This is a genomic window from Amycolatopsis sp. cmx-11-51, from assembly GCF_047608665.1.
Taxonomy (GTDB): Bacteria; Actinomycetota; Actinomycetes; order Mycobacteriales; family Pseudonocardiaceae; genus Amycolatopsis.
In genome coordinates, this window is the sequence record NZ_JADNQO010000005.1 from 315,865 (window position 1) to 331,912 (window position 16,048).

General features: G+C 67.6%; 15 protein-coding genes. 4 read left to right on the top strand and 11 right to left on the bottom strand.

Annotated elements, in window-relative coordinates:
- The first annotated feature begins 29 nt into the window (after positions 1-29).
- Together ACM6LU_RS21075 and ACM6LU_RS21080 are read left to right on the top strand one after the other, a co-directional pair.
- The gene (locus ACM6LU_RS21075) at positions 30-1,238 is read left to right on the top strand and encodes an acyl-CoA dehydrogenase family protein (protein ID WP_414939425.1); all 1,209 of its coding nucleotides are present in this window, start codon (positions 30-32) and stop codon (positions 1,236-1,238) included.
- Positions 1,239-1,398: 160 nt separating this feature from the next.
- Positions 1,399-2,391 (top strand): MASE1 domain-containing protein, encoded by a 993-nt coding sequence (locus tag ACM6LU_RS21080; protein WP_414939426.1) that lies wholly within the window; start codon positions 1,399-1,401, stop codon positions 2,389-2,391.
- A gap of 3 nt (positions 2,392-2,394) precedes the next feature.
- Here ACM6LU_RS21080 and ACM6LU_RS21085 read toward each other — a convergent pair whose 3' ends face one another.
- From ACM6LU_RS21085 to ACM6LU_RS21120, 8 genes are all read right to left on the bottom strand, one after another.
- On the bottom strand, positions 2,395-3,450 hold the full coding sequence (locus ACM6LU_RS21085; protein ID WP_414939427.1) for an alpha/beta fold hydrolase: 1,056 nt from the start codon (positions 3,448-3,450) through the stop codon (positions 2,395-2,397).
- Between the two features lie 117 nt (positions 3,451-3,567).
- Positions 3,568-4,434: an SDR family oxidoreductase gene (locus ACM6LU_RS21090; protein WP_414939428.1), complete on the bottom strand. Its 867-nt coding sequence runs from the start codon at positions 4,432-4,434 to the stop codon at positions 3,568-3,570.
- 86 nt (positions 4,435-4,520) lie between these two features.
- Positions 4,521-5,027: a GNAT family N-acetyltransferase gene (locus ACM6LU_RS21095; protein WP_414939429.1), complete on the bottom strand. Its 507-nt coding sequence runs from the start codon at positions 5,025-5,027 to the stop codon at positions 4,521-4,523.
- A 9-nt stretch (positions 5,028-5,036) separates the two neighbouring features.
- Positions 5,037-5,804 (bottom strand): type I methionyl aminopeptidase, encoded by a 768-nt coding sequence (gene map / locus ACM6LU_RS21100; protein WP_414939430.1) that lies wholly within the window; start codon positions 5,802-5,804, stop codon positions 5,037-5,039.
- A gap of 53 nt (positions 5,805-5,857) precedes the next feature.
- The gene (locus tag ACM6LU_RS21105) at positions 5,858-7,012 is read right to left on the bottom strand and encodes an acyl-CoA dehydrogenase family protein (protein ID WP_414939431.1); all 1,155 of its coding nucleotides are present in this window, start codon (positions 7,010-7,012) and stop codon (positions 5,858-5,860) included.
- The gene (locus ACM6LU_RS21110; RefSeq protein ID WP_414939432.1) at positions 7,009-8,994 is read right to left on the bottom strand and encodes a biotin carboxylase N-terminal domain-containing protein; all 1,986 of its coding nucleotides are present in this window, start codon (positions 8,992-8,994) and stop codon (positions 7,009-7,011) included. Before ACM6LU_RS21110 ends, ACM6LU_RS21105 begins: the two co-directional genes overlap by 4 nt.
- Before the next feature lie 2 nt (positions 8,995-8,996).
- Positions 8,997-10,610, bottom strand: a complete 1,614-nt coding sequence (locus tag ACM6LU_RS21115; RefSeq protein ID WP_414939433.1) for a carboxyl transferase domain-containing protein — start codon at positions 10,608-10,610, stop codon at positions 8,997-8,999.
- Positions 10,611-10,761: 151 nt separating this feature from the next.
- Positions 10,762-11,571 (bottom strand): SGNH/GDSL hydrolase family protein, encoded by an 810-nt coding sequence (locus ACM6LU_RS21120; protein ID WP_414939434.1) that lies wholly within the window; start codon positions 11,569-11,571, stop codon positions 10,762-10,764.
- A gap of 151 nt (positions 11,572-11,722) precedes the next feature.
- On the opposite strand from ACM6LU_RS21120, the gene ACM6LU_RS21125 reads away from it, so the two are divergent.
- Entirely contained in the window at positions 11,723-12,313 is a 591-nt protein-coding gene (locus ACM6LU_RS21125) for a TetR/AcrR family transcriptional regulator (protein WP_414939435.1), read from the top strand.
- Between the two features lie 57 nt (positions 12,314-12,370).
- A complete protein-coding gene (locus ACM6LU_RS21130) occupies positions 12,371-12,868 on the top strand; it encodes a hypothetical protein (RefSeq protein ID WP_414939436.1) in 498 nt (165 codons plus the stop codon).
- Positions 12,869-13,123: 255 nt separating this feature from the next.
- Here the strand turns inward: ACM6LU_RS21130 and metX are convergent, their stop codons facing one another.
- The 3 genes from metX to ACM6LU_RS21145 form a co-directional block, all read right to left on the bottom strand.
- Complete coding sequence (metX, locus tag ACM6LU_RS21135) at positions 13,124-14,245, bottom strand: homoserine O-acetyltransferase MetX (RefSeq protein ID WP_414939437.1); 1,122 nt, start codon at positions 14,243-14,245, stop codon at positions 13,124-13,126.
- Positions 14,242-15,543 carry a bifunctional o-acetylhomoserine/o-acetylserine sulfhydrylase gene (locus ACM6LU_RS21140; RefSeq protein WP_414939438.1) on the bottom strand — a complete coding sequence of 434 codons (1,302 nt, stop codon included), beginning with the start codon at positions 15,541-15,543 and terminating at the stop codon, positions 14,242-14,244. The genes metX and ACM6LU_RS21140 overlap by 4 nt, the downstream gene beginning before the upstream one ends.
- Before the next feature lie 78 nt (positions 15,544-15,621).
- A complete protein-coding gene (locus tag ACM6LU_RS21145; RefSeq protein WP_414939439.1) occupies positions 15,622-16,020 on the bottom strand; it encodes a VOC family protein in 399 nt (132 codons plus the stop codon).
- Positions 16,021-16,048: the final 28 nt, after the last annotated feature.

Sequence of the window (16,048 nt, forward strand, 5' to 3'; positions counted from 1 at the left end):
GCACGGCCTAGGACTTTCGAAAGGCAATCATGATCAACCTTGAGGTTCCGAAGAAGGCCGGCGGCCTGATCAACCAGGCGTACCAGGCCGCGGCCGAGGTGTTCCGGCCGATCTCACGCAAGTACGACCGCGCCGAGCACACCTATCCGGCCGAACTCGACATGTTCGCCGCGCTGCTGGACGGGCTGAACTCCTCCGGTGAGGGCGGCGCGGGCGCGGCGGGGGTCCGCCGGTCCGAGAAGAACGAGAAACCGGGCAACCGCAACGGTTCCAACCTCAACATCGTGCTCGGCACGATCGAGATGTGCTGGGGCGACGTCGGTCTGCTGCTGTCGATGCCGCGTCAGGGTCTCGGCAACGCCGCCATCGGTTCGGTCGCGACGGACGAACAGCTCAAGAAGTTCTCCGGGCTGTGGGCCGCGATGGCGATCACCGAACCGGACTGCGGCTCGGACTCGGCCGCGATCACCGCGACCGCGCGCCTCGACGGCGACGAGTACGTGATCAACGGCGAGAAGATCTTCGTGACCGCGGGCGAGCGCGCCGACGCCGTCGTCGTCTGGGCCACTCTGGACAGGACGAAGGGCCGCGCGGCGATCAAGTCGTTCGTCGTCGAGAAGGGCACGCCCGGCTTCGAGGTGGTGCGCGTCGAGCACAAACTCGGCATCCGCGCCTCCGACACCGCCGTGCTGCGTTTCGAGAACGTCCGTGTGCCCAAGGAAAACCTTCTCGGCACGCCGGAGATCGACACCGCCAAGGGTTTCGCCGGGGTCATGCAGACCTTCGACAACACCCGCCCGCTGGTCGCCGCCATGGCCATCGGTGTCGCCCGCGCGGCACTGGAAGAGACCCGGAAGATCCTCACCGACGCCGGGGTGACGATCGACTACGACAAGCCCGTCCACAGCCAGCACGCCGCGGCCGCGACGTTCCTTCAGCTGGAGGCCGACTACGAATCAGCGTACCTGCTGACCATGGAATCGGCGTGGATGGCCGACAACCGCAAGCCGAACTCGCTGCAGGCGTCGATGGCCAAGGCGAAGGCGGGCCGCTCGGTCGTCGAAATCACGCTGAAGTGTGTAGAGCTGGCCGGAACGTGGGGCTACACCGAGGAATCGCTGTTGGAAAAGTGGAGCCGGGACGCGAAGATCCTCGACATTTTCGAGGGGACACAGCAGATCCAGCAGCTGATCGTGGCTCGCCGGATCTTGGGAAAGACGAGCGCGGAGCTCAAGTAGCGTCCGAAGTGTCGTGAAGGGGCCCGTGCAGCTGCACGGGCCCCTTTTCTTGTCTATTCCCCACAAACTCGCCAGCACGACAACACCATCAAGTGAACCACCGCGACGACCGGGCAGAGGTACTCTCGAATCTCCCCTGTCCGCGAGGCCCGGAGTCGCGATGAGGCTCGCCGCTCGACAGCTCTCCCCCGTCGCACGCAGGTGTCTCGTCGTCCTCGCCGTGACGGCCTGCTATTTCGCGACCGGCCAGATCGGTATCCAGTGGGCCATCGTGCGGGAGCAGATCTCGCCGCTGTGGCCGGCGGCCGGGGTCGCGCTGGCGGTGCCGATGCTGCTCGGTCCGCGGTTCTGGCCGGGAATCTTCCTCGGCGCCCTCCTGACGAACATCGCCATCGGGCCTTCACTCGCCACCGTCATGGCGATCTCCGCGGGCAACACGATCGGCCCGATGCTGGCCTACGCGGTGATGCGGCGGCTGGGCTTCCGCAACCGGCTCGACCGGCTTCCCGACGCCGTCCTCCTGGTGACGATCGGGGCGATCGGGGGCACGGCCCTCAGCGCCGTACTGGGCACCGGCGTCCTGGTCCTCGGCGGCGCGCTGGGCGCCGGGGACTTCTGGCCCACGGCACTCGTGTGGTGGACCGGCGATGCGATGGGAGTCCTGACGATCACCCCCCTGTTACTCCTCGCGCCGAAGTTCCGCCTGCCGAAGCGAGTCTCGCCGGCGCGCTGGGGCGAAGCGATCGCGCTGGCCATCGTGGGCACCGGCACGGCGCTTCTCGCGTCCATCACCACGTCCAAGCTGTTCGTGGTCTTCCCAGTACTCGTCTGGGCGGCGCTGCGCTTCCGGCAGGTCGGGGCACTGCTGTGTTCCTTGTGCGTCTGCACCTTCACGATCTTCGCCGCCGTACGAGGGCTCGGCCCCTACGGCTCCTACGAGCTTGTCCCCCGCTTGCTGCACGTACAGGCCTTCGACGCCTCTGTCGGGATGACGGCGCTGGTGCTGTCCACCATCGTCCTGCAACGCGACCGCGCGACCGCGGAGATCACCGAAGCCTGGCTCCAGATCACCGAAATGGTCGACACGATCGCGCCACGCCAGTCGTTGCGCAGTGCCATGACCCAGCGCAAGAGCGACGAACTCGCCGACTGAAGCTCAGGCGACCTGCTCGTCGAGGAAACGGTCGAGGTGGCGCCAGGTGGTGCCGCGCGCCTTCCGTCCGGTGAGGACGCCGAGGTGCCCGCCGGGCGCGGTCTCGAAGGTCACCGACGGCGAGTTGTCCAGCAGACCGGTGAGCCGTTCGACGGCCGCGCGCGGGGCGATCGTGTCGTTCTGCCCGGCGATGACCAGGGTCGGCACCTTGATCCCGGACAGCGCGATGATGCGGCCGTTGAGGTCCACCGTGCCCTCGGCCAGGTCGTTGGCGCGGAAGAACCGGTGGTAGATCTGGCCGAACGTGCGCCCGGGGTAGGCGATCATGTTGTCCATGAAGTGATCGACGGCCTCGATCTGTGCGAGATAGTCCCGGTCATCGAGATTCTTCAGGATGGCCAGCGGTTTGGTGATCTCCTTGCTGATACCGGTCGCGCGGAAGACCCGGCTGACCAAATAGGACGGTGCGCCGCCGAGCACGCGGTAGATCGGGGTCAGCAGGTGGCCGCCGGTGAGATCCACGAGCGGGCGGAACGGGGCGATCAGCGGGATCGCGGTGAAATCGAACGGCGACGCGATGGTCGCGATCGACTCGATCGGCAGCTCGGGCTGGTCGGCGGCGGTCAGCAGGGAGAAGATCCCGCCGAGGCACCAGGCGATGACGTGCACGCCCCGGCCGCCGGAGTCCTCGCTGACCTTGCGGATCGCGCGCGGGAGCACCTCTTCGATCCAGTGCTCGATGCCGAGGCGCCGGTCAGAGAAGGCGACGTTCCCGTAGTCGACCAGGTAGGTGTTGCGGCCGCCGTCGACCAGGTGCTCGGCGAGACTGCAACCGCGGCGCAGGTCGAAGCACAGCGCGGGCGCGGCCAGCGGCGGCACCAGCAGCACCGGCGGGCCGGACACCGGGTCCTTGCCGTTCGTCAGCCGGTACACCGAACGGTTGGGGCCCTGGTCGAGCAGGACCCGCGGCACCGGGCGAAGATCGGCGACACCACCGTGCAGCACCTTCCCGACGACGTTCGACGCGGCGGCGGCGAGCCGTGCCGGGGGTGTTGCCATGAGGTGCCTCCTGAGGAATCAACGCGGTAAGCCGTAATCTTGCCGCGTGCGGGCGCCCGACTCAACACCGTCACCGTCACAGGCCGTCCACTTCGGACAGTGACTGGGCCGTCCGAGTTAACAATCGGCATCCTTTTCCACCGTCGGCGCACTCCGCGCGGCACGCGATTCGTACTCCGCGCGAGCACTGGAATGCGTTGCGGAGGATAGAATCTTGTCGCCGCCCAGTGCGCGAAGGAGTCCTTCGCCGAGGCGCCGCGGGAGCAGCCGTGTGATCCTGCCCATGGCGTCCAGCGACGCGGGAACGAAGACGTCGAATTTGGGACGGCGTAACGCATCGACAATGGCCTGCGCCACATCTTCCGGCTGCACCGACTTGAAGAACTTCGCCTCGCCGAGCCCGCTGGCCAGCTCCGTGCGCACGACGGCGGGCATCACGCACGAGACCAGCACCCCCGTTCCGTGCAGTTCCAGATGCACTGATTCCGACAAACCGACGACGGCGTGTTTCGTGGCGCAGTAGGTGGCGGCACCGGGGAATCCGGCCTTTCCTGCCATCGACGCGATGTTGACGATGTGGCCGGTGCCACGCGGGCGCATCCGCTTCACGGCTTCCCTGGTGCCGTGGATGACCGCGTGCAGGTTGATCTCGAGCAGGCGCCGGGTCGCGGCGTCGTCCTCTTCGTCGAGCGGCGCGAGCGGCATGATGCCCGCGTTGTTGATCAGCACGTCGATCGGGCCGACGCGCCGCTCGACCTCGTCGAGGAACTCGGTGAAGCCCTTGGTGTCAGTGACGTCGAGCGGCAGCGCCTCCGCACCCAGTTCGGCCGCGGTCTTCTCCGCGAGGACCTGGTCCAGGTCGCCGATGACCACCTTGGCGCCGAGCCGGGACAGGGCCGTCGCGGTGCCTGCCCCGATGCCCCGCGCCGCCCCGGTGATCACGACGACCTTGCCTGCTAGGGAACGCGGTTGCTGCCTGGCCATGCTGGGCTCCTCTGCGACTTCGCTGTCCGGGGCACTGTTGGCGATCTGTCAACTATGGTGCACCGGAAGTCACGATGACGCCAGCCCTACGGCCGCTGTACGAGCACCTGCCCGATCCAGCCGTTGACGTCGAAACGCTCGGCCGGGGTGAAACCTTGGCGCTCGTAGTAACGCTGCAGGCCACCGTCGCCGCCGGCCCAGCAATCGACACGGAGCAGGCCGATTCCCCGTTCCCGCACCTCGGCCAGCGCGAACTCGAGGAGCCGCGAGCCGACCCGGTGCCCGGAGAAGCGGCGCGAGGTGAGCAGCAGCCTGATGTAGAGCTCGGGTTCGCCGACCGGCGGCGCGTAGTGCATCGCGTCGCCGAGGATGATCGCCCCGGCCACCTCGCCGCCGACCTCGCCGATGTACAGCCCGTGTTCGCCGGCCATCCCGCGCACCCGCTCGATCCGCTTCGGGACCGTGGACCACGGCTCGGTTCCCCACTGGCCACCGCTACCGCGTTCGACCAGCCACGCGACGGCGTCGTCGAACATGTCCAGCAACGCTTGGAAGTCCCCAGAACCACCCTTACGGATGATGAAATCGCTCATCCTCCCGTTTTACAACATCGTGAGGACGCGCGGGCCTTCCGCCGTGATCGCGACCGTGTGCTCGACGTGCGCGGCCCGGCAACCGTTCACGGTGTGCAGCGTCCAGCCGTCCTCGGCGATCCGGTAGTCGTCGACGCCGTCGGCGATGAGCATCGGCTCGATCGCGAGCACCAGCCCCGGCTTGAGCCGCATGCCGCGGCCCGGCCTGCCCTCGTTCGGCAGATGCGGGTCCTCGTGCATCGCGCGGCCGATGCCGTGGCCGCCGTGGCCGTCGAGGAGGCCGTACCCAGCCTCGCGACCGACGGTGCCGACGGCGTGGGAGATGTCGCCCATCTTGTTGCCCGGTATCGCGGCCGCGATACCGGCGGCCAGCGCGCGTTCGGTGGTCGCGATGAGTTCGAGGTCGGCCGGATCGGCCTCGCCGACGACGTAACTGATCGCCGAGTCCCCGTGCCAGCCGTCGATGTAGGCGCCGGAGTCGATGCTGACCAGATCCCCGTCACGAAGGCGATAGTCCGACGGGATGCCGTGGACCACGGCGTCGTTGACGCTCGCGCAGATCACGGCGGGAAACGGCGTCGGGGCGGAATGGGGCCGGTAGTGCAGGAACGACGGTTTCGCGCCGGCGTCCCGGATCACCTGCGCGGCGATCTCGTCCAGCTCCTTCAAGCTGACGCCGATCGCCGACGCGTCCTTCACCGCTTGCAACGTCCGCGCCACGACACGGCCGGACTCGCGCATGGCGTCCAGCTCGGTGGCGGATTTCAACTCGACCATGCCGATAACTATACCGGTATAGTTATCGTGTGCGTCAAGCCGTAACTCACGGGTCAGGAGACGCCGAGGTGCCGCGCGATCAGCATCCGCTGCACCTCCGAAGTGCCCTCCCCGATCTCCAGGATCTTCGCGTCCCGGTAGAACCGGCTCACCGGGAACTCGTTCATGAAGCCGTACCCGCCGAAGATCTGCGTCGCGTCGCGCGCGTTGTCCATGGCGGCGTTCGACGCGACGAGCTTCGCGATCGACGCCTCCTTCTTGAACGGCTCGCCGCGCAGCATCTTCGAAGCCGCCGCGTAGTACGCCAGCCGGGACGTGTGCGTGCGCACTTCCATGTCGGCGATCTTGAACTGGATCGCCTGGTACTCACCGATCTTGTGCCCGAACGCCTCGCGTTCCTTGACGTACCGCAGGCATTCGTCGACACATCCCTGCGCGAGTCCGACGCTCAACGCGGCGATCGCGACCCGGCCTTCGTCCAAAATGGACAGGAACTGGGCGTAGCCCCGGCCGCGTTCGCCGACGAGGTTCTCCGCCGGGACACGGACGTCGTCGAACGACAGCTCGTGCGTGTCCGAGCAGTTCCAGCCGACCTTGGAGTACTTCGGCGCCACCGCGAAGCCCGGGGTGCCGGACGGGACGATGATCGCCGAGATCTCCTTGCGCCCGTTCTCCTTCACGTCGGTCACGGCGGTGACCGTGACCAGTTTCGTGATGTCGGTACCGGAGTTGGTGATGAACGACTTGCTGCCGTTGATCACCCAGGTGTCACCGTCGAGTTTCGCCCGCGTGCGGGTGGCGCCGGCGTCCGAACCGCCGCCCGGTTCGGTGAGCCCGAAAGCGCCGAGCGCGGTCCCGGCGCACAGTTCCGGGAGCCACTTTTCCTTCTGCTCCTCGGTGCCGAACCGGTAGATCGGCATGGCGCCCAGTGAAACCCCGGCTTCGACGGTGATCGCGACCGACGAGTCGACCCGCGCGAGTTCCTCGAGCGTCAGGCACAGCGCGAAGTAGTCGCCACCCATGCCGCCGTATTGTTCGGGGAAGGGCAGCCCGAACAAGCCCATCTCGGCCATTTTCGCGACGATCTCGTACGGGAACTCCTCCCGCTCGTACAGGTCGCCGATGACCGGGGCGACCTCGGAGCGCGCGAATTCCTCGACCGTCTTGCGCAGCGCCTCGTATTCGTCATCCAGCCGAAAGTCGATCATTGGCCATCCTTTTGGGGTGTCACAACGGCTACCGTTTCGTCCAGCGCGACCTGTTGGCCCGCCCGGACGGGGAGTTCGCTGACCACGCCGTCGATCGGCGCGGTGATCGTGTGCTCCATCTTCATCGCCTCGACGACCACGAGGGGCGTCCCGGCGCTCACGACGTCGCCGGCGGCGGCCTTGACCACGAGCACGGTGCCGGGCATCGGGCTGGTGACCGGTCCCGCGCCGCCCGCGGCACCGGCGGCCGACCGCAGCCGCTCGCGCTCACCGATCGCGAAGCTGTGGCCGTCCCGCGCGAGCCAGACGGTCTTCCCGCGTCCGGCGGCGTGCCGGTAACGGTGGAATCCGCTGGGGTGCCGGACTTCCAGCAGCTCGCCCTCGCGCCGCGCGGAAACCCGCACAGGGACACCGCCGTCGACACTGACGAGCGCGTTCGCCGGGGTGCCCTGCACTCGCACAACGGCTTCGGAGCTTCCGGACTTCAGGGCGAAATCGATCCCGCCGGACGCACCGAGCCGCCAGCCGTCCGGTACGTCCCACGGGTCGATGACCGATCCCTGGGGCTGCAAGGAGAGCAGCCGATCGAGCGCGGCCGCCACGAAGAACTCCGGCGGCACCTCTTCGGAGACCAAAGTGGACAGTCGCCGGTCGACGAGGCCGGTATCGAGCTTGCCGTTCCGGACATCGGTGTCCGCCAGCAGCCCGCGCAGGAACGCGACGTTCGTGCCGAGACCGAGCAACGCGGTGTCGGCGAGCGCCAGATCGAGGCGGTGCAGCGCGGCGGCGCGGTCCGGCCCCCAGGCGATCACCTTGGCCAGCATCGGGTCGTAATTCGAACCGATGACCGCGCCCTCGCTCATCCACGAGTCGACGCGCACGCCTTCACCGGTCGGTTCATGGACGGCGAGCACGGTTCCGCCGGTGGGAATGAAACCGCGCGCGGGATCTTCGGCGTAGACCCGGGCTTCGACGGCGTGACCGTCCAAGCGGACGTCTTCCTGAGACACGGTGAGCACGGCGCCGGCGGCGATCTTGACCTGCCACTCCACGAGATCGAGCCCGGTCACCAGTTCGGTCACCGGATGCTCGACCTGGAGACGAGTGTTCATCTCCATGAAGAAGAACTCGTCCGGCGCGGTGGCCGACACGATGAACTCGACCGTTCCCGCGCCGACGTACCCGACCGACCGGGCGGCCTCGACGGCGGACGCGCCCATTCGCGCGCGCGAGGGACCGTCGAGCAGGACCGACGGCGCCTCTTCGATGATCTTCTGGTGACGCCGCTGCAGACTGCACTCGCGCTCACCGAGATGGATCACGTTGCCGTGCGTGTCGGCGAGCACCTGGATCTCGATATGCCGCGGCGTGGTGACGAACCGCTCGATCAGCAGCGTGTCGTCACCGAAGGAACCCTTGGCCTCACGGCGAGCGGACTCCACGGCGGCGGCCAATTCGGACGTCGCGTTCACCAGCCGCATACCCTTGCCGCCACCACCGGCGGACGGTTTGATCAGCAGTGGATAGCCGACCTTCTCAGCGGCGGCGGTGAAACCACCTTCGGGAATGTCCACATCGGACGCACCGGGCACGACGGGGACACCCGCCTTGGACACCGTCGCCTTGGCGCGGATCTTGTCGCCCATGGCGTCGATCGCCTCGACCGGCGGGCCGATGAAGACCAACCCCGCCTCGGCACAGGCGCGGGCGAATTCCGCGTTCTCCGCGAGGAAACCGTAGCCCGGGTGGACCGCCTGCGCGCCCGTGTCGAGCGCCGCTTGGACGATCGCCGGAATGGACAGATAGCTTTTCGCCGCCTCGGCGGGGCCGATGCGGACCGCCGTATGCGCCTCGCGGACGTGCCGGGCGTCGGCGTCCGCGTCGCTGTACACCGCGACCGAACGAATACCGAGCCCCTGCAGCGAACGGATCACGCGGACGGCGATCTCCCCGCGATTGGCGACCAGAACCGTGTCGAACATGCTCACATCCGGAAAACGCCGTAGTTGACATCGGAAAGGGGCGCGTTGGCCGCCGCGGACAGCGCGAGGCCGAGCACCGTGCGGGTGTCCGCCGGGTCGATCACGCCGTCGTCCCAGAGCCGCGCCGTCGAGTAGTACGGGCCGCCCTGCGCCTCGTACTGCTCGCGGATCGGATCCTTGAAGGTCTCTTCGTCCTCTGTGGACCATTCGCCGCCGCGTGCCTCGATGGCGTCACGGCGGACCGTCGAAAGCACGGACGCCGCCTGCTCGCCGCCCATGACCGAGATCCGCGCGTTCGGCCACATCCACAGGAACCGCGGCGAGTACGCGCGGCCGCACATCGAGTAGTTCCCCGCGCCGAACGAGCCGCCGATGACGACGGTCAGTTTCGGCACACGCGCGCAGGCCACCGCGGTGACCATCTTCGCCCCGTGCTTCGCGATGCCTCCGGCTTCGTAGGCCTTGCCGACCATGAAGCCGGTGATGTTCTGCAGGAACAGCAGCGGGATCGAGCGTTTGTCGCACAGTTCGATGAAGTGCGCGCCCTTCATCGCCGACTCGGCGAACAGCACGCCGTTGTTCGCGACGATCCCGACCGGGTGGCCGTGGATCCGGGCGAACCCGGTGACCAGCGTCGAGCCGTACTCCTTCTTGAACTCGCCGAACCGGCTGCCGTCGACGATCCGGGCGATGACCTCGCGGACGTCGTAGGGCACGCGCGGGTCGGTCGGGACGACGCCGTACAACTCGTTCGGGTCGGCGACCGGCGCCTCGGTCGGAAGGACATCCCACGGGCGCGGGGTACGCGGCCCCAAAGTAGACACGATCGAGCGAACAATGCGGAGCGCGTCGGCGTCGTCCTCGGCCAAGTGGTCGGTGACGCCGGACTGACGCGAGTGGACGTCCCCGCCGCCGAGTTCCTCGGCCGTGACGACCTCGCCGGTCGCGGCCTTCACCAGCGGCGGGCCGCCGAGGAAGATGGTGCCCTGATTGCGCACGATGACCGCTTCGTCGCTCATCGCCGGGACGTACGCGCCGCCGGCGGTGCAGGAACCGAGCACCGCGGCGATCTGCGGGATACCGCGCGCCGACATCGTCGCCTGGTTGAAGAAGATCCGGCCGAAGTGTTCACGATCCGGGAAGACCTCGTCCTGCCTCGGCAGGAACGCGCCACCGGAGTCCACCAGGTAGACGCACGGCAGATTGTTGTGCAGCGCGACCTCTTGCGCGCGCAGGTGCTTCTTGACGGTCATCGGGTAGTAGGTGCCGCCCTTGACCGTGGCGTCGTTGGCGACGATCACGCATTCGCGGCCGGAGACCCGCCCGATTCCGGTGATGATCCCAGCCGATGGCGCCTCGTCGTCGTACAGTCCGGTGGCGGCCAGCGGGGACAGCTCCAAGAACGGCGAACCCGGGTCGAGGAGGGTGTCGACCCGGTCGCGCGGCAGGAGTTTGCCCCGCTCGACGTGGCGGGTGCGGGATTTCTCCGGGCCCCCGAGCCGGGCCGCGGCGAGCCGCTCGCGCAGATCCTCGACCAGCTCGACATGGGAGGTGACGCCGCGGGCGTAGTCGTCGCTGCCCGGATCGGCCGAAGTACTCAGTACGGGTGTGTCCATGGCTCCTCGTCGCCAAGTTAGCCGTCGTTAACTCGCCCTCGTAGGTTAACGGCCACTAACCTCGCTTGTCCACCGCACCCCGCAAGTACGTGAAGGCCCCCTTCCTTGCACTTAGCGCAAGGAAGGGGGCCTTCACGTACTCCGGTGAAAATCAGCCGATCGCGGCGACCAGCGGGGCGTAGTAGCCGCCGCGCTGTCCGGCGGCCGTCGGGTGGTAGGAGTTCACGATCGGCCAAGTGAGGCTGTGCAGGTAGTCGTTGGCCGACGAGCAGATGTTGTGCCCGGAGAACGCACTCCGCACATCGACGAACTTCGCGCCGTGGGCGGAGGCCCGCGCCGAGAGCACCGACGCCAGCGTGTCGGAGCCCGAGTTGATCGCGGAGCGCTTGGTGTCACTGAGCCCGACCGAGCACGAACCCGGCACCGTGTAGAAGCGCGGGTAGCCGAGGACGACCAGCTTCGCGGCCGGAGCCTTCGACTTGATCGTGCTGTAGACGTTGTTCAGCAGCCCGGGCAGCGTGTTGTTGACGTAGTTCTTCGCGGTGTTGACCCGGTTGATACAGGTCTGGTCACTGCCGGTGGTACAGGTGGTCATGACGTCGGCGAATCCGGCGTCGTTGCCGCCGACCGACACCGTGACCAGCGTGGTGCTGGAGGTGACGTTCGCGGCCTGGCTCAGTACGTCGCCGGTGCGCGCCCCCGAGCACGCGACGAACTTGAACGTGGTCCCGGCGTGGGCGTTGGCCCACAGCTGGGGATAGGAGTTGGCACTGCGCATGCAGTCGCCCGAGTTCCCGTAGCTGCCGGCACCGACGCCGGACGAGTACGAGTCACCGAGCGCCACGTAGTTGGTCGCCGCTTGAGCGGTGCCGGCGAGACCGAAGGTGGCAAGGACAGCGACCCCCAGGGCCGCGACTGAACGAGTGAAGGAAAACGCTTTGATCCGAGCAGGGACGGCCATGGTCACTCCTTCGTGACAAGTTAACAAGACAAAGCACTACCAGGTGGCAGCTCCACGCAAAAGGGTCATTTCCCCAGGTAACCCGCTTGGCTCAAGCTGGAGGTACGGCCGCGTGTTAGCGCTCGCTAACACACAGCCTTAATATGGCCAGATGCCGGCGAACCCCACCCCACTCGTGAACGGCGAAAAGGCGAACAGGCGCGAACAGATCATGGCCGCCGCCTCCGAACTCTTCGCCCACCACGGTTTCCACGGCGTCGGCATCGATGACATCGGCGCGGCGGTCGGCATCTCCGGTCCGGCGCTGTACCGGCATTTCCGCAGCAAGGACGCCATTCTCGGCGAGATGTTGAACTCGATCAGCCGCTACCTCCTCGACGGCGGGACGGCGAGGGCGAGCCAGCGGGACGAGCCCGGCGAGGTTCTCGAAGCATTGGTGGATTTTCACGTAGAGTTCGCGCTCGCGCATCCCGCGCTGATCACCGTCCAGGAGCGCAACCTCGCCAATCTCACCGACAGTGACCGCAAGCAGGTCCGGGCCCTCCAGCGGCAGTACGTCGAAGTGTGGGTGCGCGCGATCAGTGACGCCGTCCCCGGGATCGGCGAGCGGCAGGCGCGGTCGGCGGCGCACGCGGTCTTCGGGTTGATCAACTCGACGCCGTACAACCGCCATCTCGGTGACAACGAACTCGCCGAAATGCTCTGCCGTCTCGCGCTGGGTGCACTACGCGCCGCGAAGTGACCCCGTCCGGGTTTCGGCCTATCGCCACTCTTCCGTCCTCTGGTGTTTGATAGGCACGTGGAGCCGGACAGGAGCGAGTACGAGCGGAGGCTCGTCGAAAAGGCGCAGCGTGCGCTCGTGGCGATCAGTCTCGGGGAGGACGCCGAGGCGCTCGACGAGCTCACGCCGACCGCCGTCGAGCCGCAGGCCCGCTCCGAAGAGACCAAAGAACTCGTAATGATGCTCTTCGGCGAATGCAGCGTCATGGTGTCGACTTTGGGCGACGGCGGCAGCGCGCCGGTCAAGGTGCAGGTGTTCGACGAGGACGGCGAAGAGGTCTCCATCGATCAGGCGGATCCGCCCGTGCGGACCGCCGTGCGCACGCTCCTGGCCGAGGTGCACGGCAACAGCGAGGCCGCGCAGGAACAGGTCGAGATCGCGCTCGCCAACGCCGCACCCGACGAGGTCGACAGCCTGGTGCTGCAGGCCCTGCGCTGGACGATCCGGCTGTCGACGGAATGCCTCGACCGGGACCTGCCGGTGGCGCCGTGGATCTCGGACGCCGTCGCGGACTAACGTCGGCCAGGTCGCGCACGGACACGGTCCCGCTGCCGAACTCACCGTGTGGATTTCGGGACGTCAGATGACCCAAAATTTACCCAGTCCCGCACGACAGCCCCCATGACCACCGGAACCGGACGGGGCGTGTGGAAACCGGGACACTCAACGTCCCTATATCCACACACCCCTCCGACGCCACCGATGCCCTACCCCTCAAAGAAGCCCAAATCGCCACTCACCACCACCGCAAGACTCGGACACCGTCGCCGACTAGCCGAGAAGCAGTTTCACCAGCCGCGCGATCTGTTCCGTCTCGATCAGGAACGAGTCGTGCCCGTACGGCGAGCCGATGACGGCGAATTCCGCGCCCGTGACGGCGTCCGCGATCGCCTGTGACTGGTACAGCGGGTAGAGCCGGTCACTGTCCACTCCGGCGGCGACCGTCCGCGCGGTGATCCGGCCGAGCGCGTTCGCGACGCCACCCCGGCCGCGGCCGACGTCGTGGGTGTTCATCGTTTCGGTGAGCACCACGTAGCTGCCGGCGTCGAACCGGCGGGACAGCTTCCCGGCGTGATGGTCCAAATAGGACTCGATGGCGAACCGGCCGCCGCGCAGCGGGTCCTCGTCGTCTTGGTACCGGCGGCCGAATCGTTGCGACAGTTCACCTTCGCTGCGATAGGTGATGTGCGCGATCCGGCGCGCGATGCCGAGACCGGCGTCCGGGCCACCGCCGGGGACGTCGTGATAGTCGCCGCCGTGCCAGCCCGGATCGGACCGGATGGCGTGCAGTTGCGGTGCGGCCCAGGCGATCTGGTCGGCCGACGCCTGCGCCGTCGAGGCGAGGACGAGCAGCGACTCGACCCTGCCCGGCTCACTCACCGCCCATTCCAGCGCGCGCATCCCGCCCATCGAACCGCCGAGCACCGCGGCCCAGCTGCCGACGCCCAGCGCGTCGGCGAGGACGACTTCGGCGGCCACCTGGTCCCGCACGGTGACAGCGGGAAACCTGCTGCCCCAAGGGTTTCCATCCGGATGCGAGGACGACGGACCGGTCGAGCCCTGGCAGCCGCCGAGCACGTTCGGGGCCACGACGAAGAACGCGTCCGTGTCGATCGCCTTGCCGGGGCCGATCAGCCCGTCCCACCAGCCAGGGCTGACGTGGCCGTCCTCGGCCGGGCCGACGGCGTGACTGTCACCGGTCAGCGCGTGCTCGACGAGGACAGCGTTGGAGGCACCGGCATTCAGCGTACCCCAAGTCTCGTAGGCGAGCGTGAAAGGCAACTCCTGCCCCGTTTCGAGCACCTGGGCGCCGGTGACGAACCGGCGCCGGCCAGGCGGATCTCCCTCCCGCCACGCACCGGTGGCGGGAGGGAGATCGCGAGCCTCGGTCACAGAGCCGCCTTGGCCGCCCGGAATCCGGCCTCGAGGTCGGCCTTGAGGTCCTCGATCCCTTCCAGTCCGACAGCGAGCCGCACGAGCCCCGGCGTCACACCGCTCGACACCTGCTCCTCCGGTGAAAGCTGGCTGTGCGTCGTCGAAGCGGGGTGCACGATCAGGCTGCGCACGTCGCCGATGTTGACCAGCTGGCTGTGCAACTCCGTACCGTCCACAAAGGCCCGTCCGGCGTCGACACCGCCACGCACGTCGAACGAAAGAACCGCGCCCGCGCCCTTCGGCAGGTACTTCTTCGCGGCCTCATGGAACGGGCTCGACGGCAGCCCGGCGTAATACACCTTCTCGACCTCGTCGCGCTGTTCCAGCCATTCGGCCAGCGCCTGCGCGTTGGACACGTGCCGCTCCAGACGCAGCGACAGCGTCTCGATCCCTTGCAGGATCAGGAAACTGTTCAGCGGTGCGATCGCGGCACCGGTGTCGCGCAGGATCTGGACGCGGGCCTTGGCGGCGTACGCGCCAGGGCCGAGTGCTTCCCAGTACTTGAGACCGTGGTAGCTCGGGTCGGCCTCGGTGAAACCGGGGAAACGCGCGGGGTCCTTGCCGAAGTCGAAGGTGCCGCCGTCGACCAGCACACCGGCGACCGTGGTGCCGTGGCCGCCGAGGTACTTGGTCGCGGAGTGGACCACGACGTCGGCGCCGTGCTCGATCGGGCGAACGAGATACGGGGTCGGCACGGTGTTGTCCACGACCAGCGGGACACCGGATTCGTGCGCGGCGTCGGCGACCGCGCGGATGTCGAGGACGTTGCTACCCGGGTTGGCCAGCGTCTCGGCGAAGAACAGCTTGGTGTTGGGCCGGACCGCGGCCTTCCACTGCTCGATGTCGTCCTGGTCCTCGACGAACGAGACCTCGATGCCGAGCTTCGGCAGCGTGTAGTGGAAGAGGTTGTAGGTGCCGCCGTAGAGCGACGGGCTGGAGACGAAGTGGTCGCCCGCGTTCGCGAGGTTCAGGATGGCCGCCGTCGTGGCCGCGCTCCCGGAGGCGAACGCCAGCGCCGCGACGCCGCCTTCGAGCGCGGCGAGACGCTGCTCCAGCACGTCCTGCGTGGGGTTGTTGATCCGCGTGTAGATGTTGCCCGGCTCGGCGAGGCTGAACAGGTCGGCGCCGTGCTGGCTGTCGCGGAACACGTACGAGGTGGTCTGGTAGATCGGGGTGGCCCGCGCGCCGGTGGCGGTGTCCGGCGCCGCACCCGCGTGGATCTGCTTGGTCTCGAATGACCATCCATCCGCGCTCATCGCGATTCTCCTAGCGGTCAAGGGATACGGCCTGTTGCCACCGAAGCTAGCTCCGCCGTACGGAGCACCCAACTACTCTCAGGGGGTGGGATTCCTCTCCTGAAGGGCGAACCGGTTGCCCTCGGAGTCGACGAACATCGCCCACCAGCCCCAGGGCTGCTTCTCCGGGCGAGCCGGGAACTCGACACCTTTCGCCGAAAGCTCCTCGTACGTCTTTCCGATGTCGTCGGCGTAGAAGAAGAAGTTGGCCGTCGGGATCTCGTCGCGCACCTCGAAGCGTTTGAGGTCCTCCGGCGAAGTACTCAGTACGAGTGCCGTCGCGCCGTCGGCGGTGGTGACCTCGACCCACCGGTTCCCCTGGTCGTCGTAGGGCGCGTCGGTGGTGATCTCGAATCCGACGACCTCCGACCAGAACCGCTTCGCCCGTTCCTGGTCCCGCACCCCGACGACGATTTTGTTGACTCCCTGAATCGCCACGTCCAGCTCCTTTGTATCCATCATGGAT

Bases quoted from the DNA above. Each gene is read 5' to 3' on its own strand.
- ACM6LU_RS21090 (WP_414939428.1), bottom strand. From the start codon at position 4,434: ATGGCCAGGCAGCAACCGCGTTCCCTAGCAGGCAAGGTCGTCGTGATC.
- ACM6LU_RS21140 (WP_414939438.1), bottom strand. From the start codon at position 15,543: ATGAGCGCGGATGGATGGTCATTCGAGACCAAGCAGATCCACGCGGGT.
- ACM6LU_RS21080 (WP_414939426.1), top strand. From the start codon at position 1,399: ATGAGGCTCGCCGCTCGACAGCTCTCCCCCGTCGCACGCAGGTGTCTC.
- ACM6LU_RS21105 (WP_414939431.1), bottom strand. From the start codon at position 7,012: ATGATCGACTTTCGGCTGGATGACGAATACGAGGCGCTGCGCAAGACG.
- ACM6LU_RS21115 (WP_414939433.1), bottom strand. From the start codon at position 10,610: ATGGACACACCCGTACTGAGTACTTCGGCCGATCCGGGCAGCGACGAC.
- map (WP_414939430.1), bottom strand. From the start codon at position 5,804: ATGGTCGAGTTGAAATCCGCCACCGAGCTGGACGCCATGCGCGAGTCC.
- ACM6LU_RS21095 (WP_414939429.1), bottom strand. From the start codon at position 5,027: ATGAGCGATTTCATCATCCGTAAGGGTGGTTCTGGGGACTTCCAAGCG.
- ACM6LU_RS21120 (WP_414939434.1), bottom strand. From the start codon at position 11,571: ATGGCCGTCCCTGCTCGGATCAAAGCGTTTTCCTTCACTCGTTCAGTC.
- ACM6LU_RS21075 (WP_414939425.1), top strand. From the start codon at position 30: ATGATCAACCTTGAGGTTCCGAAGAAGGCCGGCGGCCTGATCAACCAG.
- ACM6LU_RS21110 (WP_414939432.1), bottom strand. From the start codon at position 8,994: ATGTTCGACACGGTTCTGGTCGCCAATCGCGGGGAGATCGCCGTCCGC.
- ACM6LU_RS21085 (WP_414939427.1), bottom strand. From the start codon at position 3,450: ATGGCAACACCCCCGGCACGGCTCGCCGCCGCCGCGTCGAACGTCGTC.
- ACM6LU_RS21125 (WP_414939435.1), top strand. From the start codon at position 11,723: ATGCCGGCGAACCCCACCCCACTCGTGAACGGCGAAAAGGCGAACAGG.